This is a genomic window from Micromonospora sp. NPDC002411 (assembly GCF_053592955.1).
In genome coordinates this window covers 1-12966 of the sequence record NZ_JBSFBM010000194.1, presented here as the reverse complement: position 1 = coordinate 12966, position 12966 = coordinate 1, and the positions used below count along the sequence as shown (strand labels likewise).

Here is a 12966-nt window from a genome sequence, read left to right as displayed (position 1 = left end):
GCCAGCTTCGGTCACTTCCTGACCGGCAAGTTCCTGGAGATCTTCCAGTCGGTGGGTCTCAACAACGCCGGTGTCGTGCTGGTGGGCACGCACGCGGGGCTCGCCATCGGCAAGGACGGCCCCACCCAGATGGGGCTGCGCGACCTGGCCCTGATGCGCAGCCTGCCGAACGTGGAGGTGCTGCAACCGGCCGACGGCGTGGAGACGCGCGCCATGGTGGCCTACGCGGTGACCCATGACCGGCCCATCTATCTGCGGCTGTGCCGGCAGCCCCAACGCGAGGTGCACGACCAGGACTACCGGTTCCGCTCCGGCCACCCGGACGTCGTCAGCCACGGTACGGACGTCGCCGTCGTGACGATGGGCGGCATGGTGCCGGTGGTGCTCGACGCCGTCGAACTGCTCGCCCCGACCGGTCTCCGGCCCACAGTGGTCAACGCCTCGTCCCTCCCCCTGGACGTGCCCGCCACCACCGACCTGCTGAGGCAGCACCGGCACGTCCTCGTCTTCGAGGACCACTTCATCCGCGGCGGCCTCATCGACGAGGTCGGACGGATCGTGCTGGGCCTCGACCGGCACGTCCGGTTCGACGCCTGGGGAGTCGACGACTACGGGCAGGCCGGCTCGCCGGAGGAACTCTACGAACGCTACGAGCTCGACGCCCCCGGTGTGGCCAGCCGGATCCGAGCCGTGACCACCAACTCCCCCGAGATCGGAGACAGCCAGCGATGACGCGAATCGACCCGCCGAAGAATCTCGCCCACGACCTCCCGCAGGCCCCCTACCTGTTCGTCGAACACGAGCTGGTCCTCGGCGCCAGCTCCCCGTACCGGTGCCACCCCGGCGACCACCGCAGCTTCATCGTGATCGGCGGCCGGGTCCGCGTCGAGTCACGGCACGCCGACGGCAGCGGTCACCGCGAGTACGGCTACCTACGGGGCTGGCACGCGGAGCCGGGCGCGACCTACCGCTTCGCCCAGGTCGGCGTGGAGCCGGCCGTGGTGGTGGAGGCCGGATCCACTACCGGTCCCGTGCACGAGTCCTGGGACGTCCCGGTCTCCCCGACCACAGCTGCCCACTGCCGCGACGTCGACTCCTACCGCGTCGACAAGCCGTGGGGGCACGAGGTCTGGTACACCAACAACCTCGGCGACATCCCGTACGCCCTCAAGCAGATCCACATGACCGCCGGGCACCAGTCGTCGTTGCAGTCGCACCAGCAGAAGGTGGAGACCAACTACGTCGTCGACGGGCAGGCGACAGTCCTCAACGGCACGCCGGCACCCGGGGACACCGACGCCGTCATCGACACCGACGCCCTGCCACGCGCGGTGCACGCCCGCAGGTCGGGCTGGTCCTCGGCCGCGAACGTGCTGCACCGGGTGATCGCCGAGTCGGACTACACGTCCGTCGAGGTCTCCACCCCGGAACTGGACGACGTGATCCGGTGGGCGGACGACACCAACCGCGGCAACGGTCGCATCGAGGTCGAGCACGTGGGGGCGCGGGTATGAGCACCGTCGACGACATCCAGCTCTACCTGGCGGAGAAGCGCGCCATCATCGACCAGTTCCCGGTCGACGCCGTGGTGGCCGCCGCGGAGATGCTGTTCCGCACCTACGACGAGGGCGGCACGGTGTACGCGATGGGCAACGGCGGCAACGCCGGCACCCTCGACCACGCCTACTGCGACTTCAAGCACCACCCGTTCGTCTCCGAGGACAAGAGCCGGCCGGTGTCGGCGTCGGTGCGACGGCTCACCTTCGTCAACCTGTGCGGGTCCTCGGCGGAGCTCAGTGGACTGGTCAACGACCTCGGCCCGGACAACATGTTCTCCGCCTCCCTCGAACCGTTCGCCACCGAACGCGACCTGGTCATGGCGTACAGCGGAAGTGGCAACTCCCCCAACGTGGTACGGGCCCTGCAGGCCGCGACGAAGGCCGGCGCGCGCACCTTCGCGATGACCAAGGGCGACGGCGGTCGCTGCCGGGAACTGGCCGACGTGTGCCTCGTCGTGCCCGGCACCTCCCGGTTCCCCGGCCAGACCGGGCGCAACGACAACAACTTCCACTTCGAGGACCTGATGCTCTCGGTCAACCACATGCTGGTCGGCCTGCTCAAGCAACGCGTCGGGCAGGCGGCCCAAGCGGTCCAGCTGACCGCGTAGCCGAAAGGAGGTGGCCCGATGTTGACGATCAACCCAGTCCGGTCGAGGCCGGTGCTCGCCTCACTCGAACGGCTCATCGGCCCGCAGCGGGCCGACCGGCTCCGGCGAGCCGCCGCGGAGATCCAGGACCGGCTCCACGGCGGCACGCTCTGGCACGTCAACTCCACCCCGACCGGCGGTGGGGTGGCCGAGATGCTGCGGACGTTGCTGCCCCTCTACGACGAGCTGGGTGTGCGGTCCCGGTGGGCGGTGGTCAGCGGAGACGACGCGTTCTTCCGGGTCACCAAACGGCTCGGTGTGGCCCTCTACGGCAGCGACGGCGACGGGGGTCCGCTCGGTCCGGCCGAGCGCGAGGCGTACCTGCGTGCCCTCAAGCCCGCCGCCGACCGCCTCGTCCAGAAGGTCGACAGTCGCGACGTGGTGATCCTGCACGACCACCAGACCGCCGGCCTGGTCCCGTCACTGGCGGGCCGGGTCGCGTCGGTGCACTGGCGCTGCCACGTCGGCGTGGACGAGCCCACCGACGCCTCCGAGCGCGGGTGGGACTTCCTGACCGAACTGCTGGACGAGGTCGACTCGCTGATCTTCTCGGTCGCCGACCACGTCCCCGCCCGGCTGCGCGACCGGACCGTACTGATCCAACCGCCGTTCATCTCCCCGTTCGACGCCAAGAACGTCGACCTGCCGGCCGACACCGTCCGCGCCTGCCTGGCGCAGTGCGGTCTCGACCCAGCCGGCGCACCGGCGAGGTCGCCGCTGCTGCTGGAGACCGCGGCGGGAGACGTCCGACTCCAGTCCACGCCGAGCGTGATCTCCGACGGCGGCCATCAGCTCGGCGAACCGCTGATCACCCAGGTGTCCCGGTGGGACCGGCTGAAGGACATGGCCGGCGTCCTCACCGCGGTCACCGACCACGTACCGGTCGGGCATCTCGCCCTGGTCGGCCCGGATCCCGCGGCGATCGCCGACGACGTCGAGCAGGGTTTCTGGTACGCGGACTGCCTCGACCACTGGCGGAAGCTGTCACCGGCACAGCGGCGACGGGTGAGTCTGATCTGCCTCCCCATGGCCGACCCGACGGAGAACGCGCTGCTGGTCAACGCGGTTCAGCGAGCATCCGACGTGGTCGTACAGAAGAGCCTCGCCGAGGGCTTCGGCCTCACCGTGTCGGAGGCCATGTGGAAGTCGCGGGTGGTGGTGGGCAGCGCCGTAGGCGGCATCCGAGCGCAGATCACCGACGGGGTCGACGGTTTCCTGCTGACCGATCCGGCGGACCTGCGGGGCCTGGGCCAGATCGTCGCCGCCGCCCTGAGTGACGCGACGGATCGCCAGGAGATCGGGGAACGGGCGCACCGACGGGTGCGCGACCACTTCCTCCCAGACCGGGAGGTGACGACGACGGCGTCGATGCTGGCGTCAGAGAGGATGGCAACGCGATGAGCACCAGCAAGCGAGGGCTCGACCCGGAACAGGTGGCGGCGTACCGCACCGACGGATACGTCATCGGCGACGGACTGCTCAAGCCGGACACCTTTCTCGGCCTCAAGAACCACTTCGAACGCAAGCTCGCCGCCCTGCCCGAGGGAGAGCGGCCCGAGGACATGGACGTTCCACACTTCACCGACCCGGAACTGTTCCGGTGGTTGCTCGACCCGGACGTGCTCGACGTGGTCGAGAGCGTGGTGGGGCCGGACATCGCCCTGTTCACGTCGCACTTCTTCTGCAAGCCGGCGGGCGACGGCAAGAGCGTCCCGTGGCACACCGACGGCTACTTCTGGCGGGAGATGATCGAACCGGCCGGCCAGGCCATGACGATCTGGTTGGCGATCGACCCGTCCACGCTGGAGAACGGCTGCATGAAGGTCATCCCTGGCAGCCACGTCGACGGCACGGAAAGCTACCGGCGCGTCACGGACGACACCAGCGTCTTCGACGAGGAGCTGGACCAGAGTCGCGTCGACGCCAGCCGGGCCATCCCCGTGCAGCTACGGCCCAACCAGTTCAGCATCCACTCCGGGGCCCTCGTCCACAGCAGCGAGGTCAACCGCAGCGCACTGCGGCGGTGCGGGTTCACCATGCGCTACATCAGCACGAGTGTCCGGTTCAACCACGAGGGGGTGGGGCACAAGCACCAGATCTTCCTGGCCCGGGGCAAGGACCGCGCCGGCAACACGTACGGCGACCCGACCCGGGCGTACCCCGAGCTGGTGCAGACCCGGGGAATGGGTCAACGGTTCGTCGGCGCCGAGCGCTGACCGCCGGATCGGTACGACGATGCAGCTCACGATCACCACGGCCGGCCGGACGGTGACCATCGCCTGCGGCGCCCTGTTGCTGGACATGGACGGCACCCTTGTCGACTCCCAGGTCTGCGTGGAGCGCAAGTGGCGCGACTGGTGCCGCCGGCACGGCCTGGACGTCGACGAGCTGCTGCGCGTCTCGCACGGCCTCCAGTTGGCCGACACCGTCCGGTTGATGGCTCCCCACCTCGACCTGGCGGCGGAGGTGGCGGACCTGGCCCGGCGCGAGGAGCAGGACACCGACGGCCTCCGGCCGGTCGCCGGGGCAGCGCGGCTGTTGGCCGCGCTGCCCCCGCGGCGGTGGGCCGTGGTGACCTCGGCGTGGCACCGGCTTGCCGAGATCCGACTCCGCCACCTGGGACTGCCGGCCCCCCGGGTGCTGGTCACCGCCGACGACACGGCCCACGGTAAGCCGGCCCCGGACGGCTACCTGATGGCGGCGGCGCGCCTGGGCTGCCCGCCGGCCGACTGCGTCGTGGTCGAGGACAGCCCGGCGGGCATCGAGTCGGGTCGCGCGGCGGGCATGCGGGTCATCGCGGTGGCCACCACCTTCGCCAGAGAGGAGCTGGAAGCACTGAAAGCCGACTGGGCCGTCGACGACCTGACCGGCGTCACAGTGCGCGATCCGGTCGCCGCCGGCTGACCCTGTGAGGGACCTCCAAGAGACAACTTCCGGCACCCAGATTCGCTGGGCGATGTCAGGGGTGTCGATTAGAATGTATGTACTAATCGGGTTCCTGACCTGGGAGGACGCCCATGACCGCGCCCGCCTCCACCCCCCTCACTCCCTACGCCACCCTGCTCGGCTTCACCCGCTACGTCGACCGCACCGGCCCGACCAAGGCGACCTTCGTCGGAGGGCTGCGCAAGCAGCGCGCGAGCCGGTCCGGCTTCAACCCGCACGGCCAGTTCGTCAAGGCGCTCAAGGCCGACATCGCCTTCCACACCGGCGGCACGCACCTGACCGGGGTGGTCGACGTGGTCAAGCCACGGTGGCGCCCGCTCTACCAGGCGCTCGTTCCCGGCGCCACGGCCTGGCTGCACTCGCTCGGCGAGCCGGCCGCCGTCGACCTCGCCCAGACCCGCGACGCCCTGGCCATGCTGGGTGACCTACCCGTCAAGATCAACCCCCATTTCGGGGTACGCCACTCCGACGGTCGCGCCGAAGCCATCCGCCTGCACTTCGACGAGACTCCACCGAGCGAGGAGTCGGTGCTCGCCACCCTGCACCTGATGGCCCGCCACATGGACGCGGTGCTCCCGCACGCCGAGCCGGTCCTGGTCGACGTTCGTCGCGGCCAGGCCCACCACATGCCCACCGACGCCAAGCCCGACCAGATCGAGCGATGGCTGTCCGGCGAAGCAGCCGCCTTCCGCGCCATCTGGTCCACCGCCGCCTAACCACCAATCCACCCACCCCTATTCACCGCCCAAGATCCGCGCACCTTCGGTGATACTGCTGCCTCCTGTCGCGAAGAGGCAGCAGTATCACCGAAGGTGCGCGGATCATGGCGTTCGGGCACCTATTGGGGTTATCCACAGGGACTGCAAGCGAGCACCTCCGTCGGTCAAGGTTTCGTCATGCCTGTTCCCCCTCGACGGCCGGCGAGTTTGCAGGGACGCGTGTTTCGCGGCTCCGACGTCGTCACCGAAGGCCTGCTCACTCGGACGGAGCTGCGAAGCGCGGCATGGCGCCCCCTGTTCCGAGACGTCTACGCGGATGCCGGGCTTGCGATCACTCATCGCGTTCGCTGCGCCGCCGTGGCGCAGTGGGTTCTGCCAGCAGGTGTGGTGGTCGCGGGTCGCAGTGCTGCGGCACTCTACGACGCGCCGTCGGTGGTCAGTCACGAGCCACTTGACGTGCTCGTGCCTACCGGTCAGCGGTTCGGTCCGGTCAAGGGGCTCATCGTGCACCGCGGCGAGTTTGCTGCGACCGACATCACGCTACGTCACGGCATTCCGCTGACCACGCCAACCCGCACCTGCCGGGATCTGGCCCAATGGCTGCCAACCGAGGAAGCTGTCGCGATCGTGGATCGCCTCGCCCACCACCGACTGGTGGCGATCCCTGAGCTACGTGCATCGATCAGGCCCCGGGTCGGCAAGCGGGGCTGGAAACGGATGACGCAGGTCGCCGAGCTGGCCGACGCGGGCGCGGAATCCGCCCCGGAGTCGCGGTTGCGGGTGCGGATCGTGCTCGCCGGAGTGCCGGTTCCCGTGACCCAGTTCGTCGTCGAACGCGACGGGAGGTTCGTGGCCCGACTCGATCTTGCGTGGCCACGCCTCAAGGTCGCCGTCGAGTACGACGGCTTGTGGCACGACGACCCCGAGCAGTTCCACCGGGACCGACGCCGCCTCAACCGCCTACTGGGTGAGGACTGGCTTGTCCTCCACGTCACCGCGAAGCGATTCCGTGAGGATTTCGACGGCTTCCTGGCCGAACTTCGTCAAGCCCTGAGGTCCCGCTCCCGCTGAGCACCCCAGACAGGCAAGATCCGCGCAACTTCAGGGATCCTGCTGCCTCGCCAGCAATTGAGGCAGCAGTTTCCCCGAACTTGCGCGGATCTTGGAGCCCGCGGGAGGCCCGGAGGGCCCGGAGGGGCACGGGGCGGGCGTGGCTCAGGCGGCGGGGATGTACTTGGCCAGGTCGTCGAGGATCTTGTTGGCGGCGCCGACGCCGATGCCGGTCATCCAGACCTCGTCGGAGACGGGGTACGCCTTGCCGGCCTTGACGGCGTTGAGGCCCTTCCACAGAGTCCCGCCGGTGACCTTGCTCTGCTCGGCTGCGGCCTTGTCGCCGTACGCGGTCACGAAGATGACGTCGCCGTCGACCTCGTTGACGCGCTCGGGGCTGACCAGGTCGAAGCGCTTGTCCTCCTTGTTGGCGAGCAACTGCCGCTCGGGGCGGCCGAGGCCGGTGTCGCCGATGACGATGCCGGAGAACGAGTCCGGGCCGTACACCCGGATGTTGCCCGGGATGAACCGCACGATCGACACCTTGCGGGCGGCGGCGTCGCCGAGGGTCGCGCCGAAGTCCTTGGCCCGCTTCTCGTACGCGCCGAGCAGGTCCTTGGCCTGCTGCTCACGGCCGAGTGCCTTGCCGTCCAGGAGGAGGTTCTCCTTCCAGGTGATGCCCACCTTGTCGGTGAACACCGTCGGCGCGATGGCGGCCAGCTCGTCGTAGAACTTCTCCTGGCGGAACTTGCTGCCGAGGATGAGGTCCGGCTTCAGCGCGTTGATCGCCTCCAGGTCGGGCTCGGTGAGCACTCCGACCTCCTTGATGCTGGCGAGCTTGTCCGCGCCGAAGTACGTGGGCCAGCTCTTGGCCTCACCGGCCGTGGCGGCGCCGACCGGGGTGACGCCCAACGAGAGCGCCGTGTCGATCTTGTCGGTGTCGAGCACGACGACGCGCTTGGGCTCGGCCGGGACCTTGGTGGTGCCCATGGCGTGGGTGATCTCCCGGGTCTCCCCGGCGGTGGAGCCGGCGACCGGGTCGCTCTCACCGCAGGCGGTGAGTCCGACGCCGAGGGCGGCGGCCGCGGCGAGAGCGGCGACGAGACGACGCATCAGAGTCCTTTCGAGGGGTACGAGTCGGCGAGCGGGGTGGCCGCGTCACCGTTGGTGGATCGAGCGTCCGGTACGGACGCCGTCGACGAGTCACGGTCTCCCGCGCCAGCGGACGCGCCAATCGAGCCGCCGGTGTACGCGGGCACCACCAGCGGTGCGCCGGTCACCGGGCAGGGCACGACCACGCAGGCCAACCCGAAGACGTCACGCACCAGGTCGGCGGTGAGGATCTCCCGGGGCGGTCCGGCGGCCACCACGGCGCCGGCGCGCATCGCGACGAGGTGGTCGGCGTAGCGGGCGGCCTGGTTCAGGTCGTGCAGCACGGCGACGACGGTGCGGCCCCGCTCGACGCGCAGCCGGTGCAGCAGGTCCAGTACCTCCACCTGGTGGGCCAGGTCGAGGAAGGTGGTCGGCTCGTCCAGCAGCAGGGCGTCGGTGTCCTGGGCGAGCGTCATGGCGATCCAGACGCGTTGCCGCTGACCGCCGGAGAGGCTGTCCACCGGCCGGTCGGCCAGGTCGCTCACGTCGGCCAGGACCATCGCCTGGTCGACCGCCGCGCCGTCCTCCGACGACCACTGCCGCCACCAGCGCTGGTAGGGCTGCCGGCCGCGCCCGACCAGGTCCGCCACTGTGACGCCCTCGGGCACCAGCGGGCTCTGCGGCAGGACGCCGAGGCGACGGGCCACCTCCCGGGTCGGCAGGTCGCGGATCGCGGTGCCGTCCAGCAGCACCGTGCCCCGGCGCGGGTTGAGCAGCCGGGCCATCGTGCGCAGCAGGGTGGACTTGCCGCACGCGTTCGGGCCGACGATCACAGTGAACGCGTCGGTCGGCAGGTCCAGGTCGAGCCCGTCGAGCACCGTCCGCTCGTCGTAGCCGGCGACCAGGTCGCGGGTGGAGAGCATCACACGACTCCTTGAGGCGTCACGACGACCGCCGCCGGCCGCGCAGCAACAGGAAGATCAGGTACGGGCCGCCGATCGCGGCGGTCAGCACACCGGCGGGCAGTTGGGTGGGTGCGAACAGGCGTCGGCCGGCCAGGTCGGCCAGCACCAGCAGCAACGCGCCGAGCAGCGCGGCGCAGACCAGCGGTGGTCGTTCGGCGCGTACCAACCGGCGGGCCACCTGGGGGGCGACCAGGGCCACGAAGTCGACGGCGCCGACCTGGGCGGTGACCATCGCGGCGACGAGTACGCCGGTGCCGGCCAGGCCGATCCGGCGGGCCACCGGGCGCAGTCCGACACCCCGGGCGGTGTCGTCGTCCAGGGCGGTGCTGTTCAACGCCCAGCCGGCCCAGGCGAGCACCGGCAGCAGCACCAGCAGCGTGCCGGCGATCCAGGCCGCCTCGGTCCAGCCCTTGCCGGCCAGGGTGCCGATCAGCCAGATCTGCGCGCGGAGACCGTCGATCGGATCGGCGGTGAGCATGACGACCTCGGTGAGCGCCCGGAAGGCGAACGCGACCGCCACCCCGGCGAGCACGAACCGTTGTGCGGCCAGCCCGTGCCGGGCACCGAGGGCGAACAGCACCGCCGCCGCGAGCAACCCGCCCACCAGCGCGGTGGGTGCGACCAGCACCGCTGCCATTCCGCTGGTCAGGGCCACCGTCGCGGCGAGGCCGGCACCCTGGGTGATGCCGATGACGTCCGGGCTGGCGAGTGGGTTACGGGCCACGCTCTGGATGAGCGTGCCAGCCACACCGAAGGCCGCGCCGGCCGCCGCGGCCAGCACGACCCGGGGCAGCCGAAGGTCAAAGACCACGAGGTCGTACGGCGTGCCGCCCCCGGAGAGGGCACGCAGCACGTCGGCCGGTGCGACGTACGGGGTGCCCAGCGAGAGGCTGAGCACGACGGCCAGCAGGAGGAGCACTGTCAGCACGGCGGCCACCAGCACCGCCCGGCGGCGGATCAGCAGACTGACCGGACCGATCCGCAGCAGCGACCGCCCGGCCAGCCGGGCCTGCCCGGCTGGCCCTGCCGAGGTGACGGTCATGCGGTCACCACCCGGGCGCGGCGGACCAGCACGGCCAGCAGCGGCGCGCCGATCAGGGCGGTGACGATCCCGGCCGGTATCTCGCCGGGTGGAGCGACGACCCGGCCGATGATGTCGGCGCCGAGCAGCAGCGCGGGCCCGAGCAGGGCGGAGACGGCGAGGGTCCAGCGGTGGTCCGCGCCGACCAGTGCGCGGGCGAGGTGCGGCACCGCCAACCCGACGAAGGCGACCGGTCCGGCGGCGGCGACCGCGGCCCCGGTCAGCAGCACGGCGGCGATGCCACCGCCGAGGCGGACCAGGCCGATCCGGTGGCCGAGGCCTCGGGCGACGTCGTCGCCGAGGGCCAGCGCGTCCAGACCTCGGGCCACCAGGGCGGCCAGCACCAGCCCGGCGAGGACGAAGGGCAGCACCTGCGCGGTGACTGACAGGTCCCGGCCGGACAGCCCGCCGACCACCCAGAACCGGTACTCCTCGAAGGTGCGGGCGTCGATGCTGAGCAGCGCGTACACCCCGGAAGCGAGACTGGCGTCGAGCGCCGCGCCGACCAGCGCGAGGGTGACCGGGCTGGCGCCTTCGCGGGCCCGGGTGGCGATGGCGAAGACCAGCAGCCCGGCGACGAGTGCCCCGACGATGCCGAACCAGACGTACCCGGCGAGCGTGCTGATGCCGAAGACGGAGATGGCGAGGACCACGCCGAACGACGCGCCGGCGCTGATGCCGAGGATGCGGGGCTCGGCGAGGGGGTTACGGGTGAGCGCCTGGAACAGCACGCCGGCGACGGCGAGCGCGAGCCCGACGGCGAGGCCGAGGGCGGTACGCGGCATCCGCAGCTCACGGACGATGGTGCTGGCGTCTCCACCGTCCGGTGCGACGAGGGCGTGCCAGACCTGGTCGATGCCGAGTTGCCGACTGCCGAACGCGAAACTGGCCAGCACGGTGAGCAACAGGACCAGCGCGGCCCCGGCGGTGACGGCCACCCGACGCCCGGTACGAGTGCTGGCCCGACTCCGGGTCGGCCGGCTGGCGAGGGCGGTCACGAATCTCCTGCACGATCGGGCTTAGGTTCGCCTAACCTTAGCCGACCTGCGGAAAGGGACCTAACCGGTAGGTGTCGATGCCGATCCGGGCCCGACCGGCGCGCTCGCCACGCCACCGTCGCCCGCCGCCGCGGCACCGCGCGGCAGCACGTTCAGCGGTCGCATCATCTCGTTGTCCTCGTGCTCGAGGAGGTGACAGTGCCAGGCGTACCGGCCGGGCCGGTCGAAGCGCGCCTTGATCCGGGTCACCTCCCACGGGTACGCGAGCGCCGTGTCCATCCACCCCTGGTCCCCCGGTTCGGGTCGTACGCTGCCCGAGTGCCCACGGCCGAGCAGCTCGAACTGGACCTGGTGCAGGTGGACCGGGTGTACGTGCCGGGTGAAGTTGCGCACCTCCCAGACCTCGGTGTCGCCGAGGATGGGCTGCTCGGTCGGCGGATCGCTCCAGCGCAGCGGTAGGCCGCGGCCGCGCTCGTCGAGGACGCCGAGCAGCATGATCGTTGACTCGCCGGATCTCCGCTCGTTGAGCGACAGCCGGCGTACGCGCTGGGCGGGGCCGAGCCTGGGGTGCGACGGCAGTCGCAGCTGCTCAGGCGGCATGCTCGGGTCCACGCCGGTGGCGTCGGTGACCACGAAGCGCAGCACCTGACCTGTGGTCCGCGGGTCGGCCGGGGCGAAGTCCACACCGGGTCGGCCGCCGCCGTACATCCCGTCGGGGCCCTCGTTGACGAGGTACAGCTCGGTCCCGGCCGGTACGTCGGTGAAGTCGACGATCGCGTCGACCCGCTGGGCGGGGCCGAGCGCCACGCGTTCGTGCGGCACCGGCTCCGGGAGGAGACCGCCGTCGCTGCCGATCTGCCAGACCGGCAGCACCGGGCGGGCTGGCCGCGCGGTGGCGTTCGCGGTCACGCTGAGCAGCAGGAAGCGGCTGTTGCAGCCGTTGAGCAACCGGAACCGGTACCGCCGTCGCTGCACGGTGAGCGTGGGCCAGGTACGGCCGTTGACCACCATGGTGGAGCCGGAGAACCCGGGCACCCAGACCGGCCCGTCGGGGTGCGACGAGTAGCCGCCGGGATAGAAGAGGTCGCCGTCGGCGGTGAAGCTGCGGTCCTGGATCATCAGCGGAATGTCGTGGTACGCGGTGTTCGGCGGGTCGTCGCGCTCCGGCGCCGGGCCGGGCAGCGCCCCGTCGGGCAGGTCGTCCCCGCCGAGCAGGTAGAACCCGGCCGGCCCGGCGTAGACGTTCTCGCGGGTGAGCCCCAGCGTGTGGTCGTGGTACCAGAGGGTGCAGGGCCGCTGGTCGTTGTCGTACTCGAAGGTCGCCGAGCCCGGGGCCCAGCGCAGGCCGTACCGCTCGGCGAACCGGGACCGGAACTCGGCGTACGCGCCGCCGGTCAGGGCGAAGTCGGGAGGCACGTCGCGGGCCGCCGGCAGGTACCACGCCTCGGAATGCCCGTCGCTCTCCTGCGCGCTGTGCGCGCCGTGCAGGTGCACCACCTGCGGCACCGGCCCGCGGTACCCCTGCGGGCTGCCGTCTGGGCGTCCGTGGCGGTCCCGGTGCGCGACGCCGCCGGCGGGGTTGGCCCAGTGCAGTGTGGGGTCCACCGGCAGCAGGTGCGGCAGGTGGTCGCCCCGATCGTCGACGAGCTGGTTGACCCAGGTCACCCGCACGGGTCGACCCACCCGCGCCATGATCGTGGGCGCCGGACAACCGAAGCTGCCGGCGTGCGCGGTGGAGCCGTAACCCCACACGGTGGTACGCGGCCAGGGGCGCGGCAGGATCTGCTGGCGGAACTGTCGGACCGCGATCACGTACTCGTCCCGCTCGGGCCCGGTCGCCACCGCCGGCATGGCCGGTGGGATCCGCAGTGGCGCGACGTACTTCGGGATGTCCCCGGCGTCCAGCGGT

At 71.1% G+C, this 12966-nt stretch carries 13 protein-coding genes; 8 read left to right on the top strand and 5 right to left on the bottom strand.

Annotated features, from left to right (window positions below):
• The 8 genes from ACWCO3_RS21970 to ACWCO3_RS21935 all read left to right on the top strand — a co-directional run.
• Positions 1-732 (top strand): transketolase family protein (locus ACWCO3_RS21970; protein WP_450011731.1); only part of this gene is annotated, 732 nt, incomplete at its 5' end.
• Entirely contained in the window at positions 729-1514 is a 786-nt protein-coding gene (locus tag ACWCO3_RS21965) for a cupin domain-containing protein (RefSeq protein ID WP_145784148.1), read from the top strand. The genes ACWCO3_RS21970 and ACWCO3_RS21965, both read left to right, overlap by 4 nt.
• Positions 1511-2167, top strand: a complete 657-nt coding sequence (locus tag ACWCO3_RS21960; protein WP_145784150.1) for a D-sedoheptulose-7-phosphate isomerase — start codon at positions 1511-1513, stop codon at positions 2165-2167. Before ACWCO3_RS21965 ends, ACWCO3_RS21960 begins: the two co-directional genes overlap by 4 nt.
• A gap of 18 nt (positions 2168-2185) precedes the next feature.
• Positions 2186-3607 (top strand): glycosyltransferase, encoded by a 1422-nt coding sequence (locus tag ACWCO3_RS21955; RefSeq protein WP_450011729.1) that lies wholly within the window; start codon positions 2186-2188, stop codon positions 3605-3607.
• Positions 3604-4422, top strand: coding sequence for a phytanoyl-CoA dioxygenase family protein (locus ACWCO3_RS21950; protein WP_145784155.1), 819 nt, complete (start codon positions 3604-3606; stop codon positions 4420-4422). Before ACWCO3_RS21955 ends, ACWCO3_RS21950 begins: the two co-directional genes overlap by 4 nt.
• Before the next feature lie 19 nt (positions 4423-4441).
• Entirely contained in the window at positions 4442-5110 is a 669-nt protein-coding gene (locus ACWCO3_RS21945) for an HAD-IA family hydrolase (RefSeq protein WP_450011726.1), read from the top strand.
• A 113-nt stretch (positions 5111-5223) separates the two neighbouring features.
• Positions 5224-5868 (top strand): hypothetical protein, encoded by a 645-nt coding sequence (locus ACWCO3_RS21940; protein ID WP_145784157.1) that lies wholly within the window; start codon positions 5224-5226, stop codon positions 5866-5868.
• A gap of 96 nt (positions 5869-5964) precedes the next feature.
• On the top strand, positions 5965-6942 hold the full coding sequence (locus ACWCO3_RS21935) for an endonuclease domain-containing protein (RefSeq protein WP_145784159.1): 978 nt from the start codon (positions 5965-5967) through the stop codon (positions 6940-6942).
• Between the two features lie 144 nt (positions 6943-7086).
• Here the strand turns inward: ACWCO3_RS21935 and ACWCO3_RS21930 are convergent, their stop codons facing one another.
• The 5 genes from ACWCO3_RS21930 to ACWCO3_RS21910 form a co-directional block, all read right to left on the bottom strand.
• Entirely contained in the window at positions 7087-8034 is a 948-nt protein-coding gene (locus tag ACWCO3_RS21930; protein WP_145784161.1) for an ABC transporter substrate-binding protein, read from the bottom strand.
• The gene (locus tag ACWCO3_RS21925; RefSeq protein ID WP_145784162.1) at positions 8034-8936 is read right to left on the bottom strand and encodes an ABC transporter ATP-binding protein; all 903 of its coding nucleotides are present in this window, start codon (positions 8934-8936) and stop codon (positions 8034-8036) included. Before ACWCO3_RS21925 ends, ACWCO3_RS21930 begins: the two co-directional genes overlap by 1 nt.
• 19 nt (positions 8937-8955) lie before the next feature.
• On the bottom strand, positions 8956-10020 hold the full coding sequence (locus tag ACWCO3_RS21920) for a FecCD family ABC transporter permease (RefSeq protein WP_450011723.1): 1065 nt from the start codon (positions 10018-10020) through the stop codon (positions 8956-8958).
• Complete coding sequence (locus ACWCO3_RS21915) at positions 10017-11057, bottom strand: FecCD family ABC transporter permease (RefSeq protein WP_145784165.1); 1041 nt, start codon at positions 11055-11057, stop codon at positions 10017-10019. Before ACWCO3_RS21915 ends, ACWCO3_RS21920 begins: the two co-directional genes overlap by 4 nt.
• A 60-nt stretch (positions 11058-11117) precedes the next feature.
• Positions 11118-12966 (bottom strand): multicopper oxidase family protein (locus ACWCO3_RS21910; RefSeq protein WP_450011720.1); only part of this gene is annotated, 1849 nt, incomplete at its 5' end.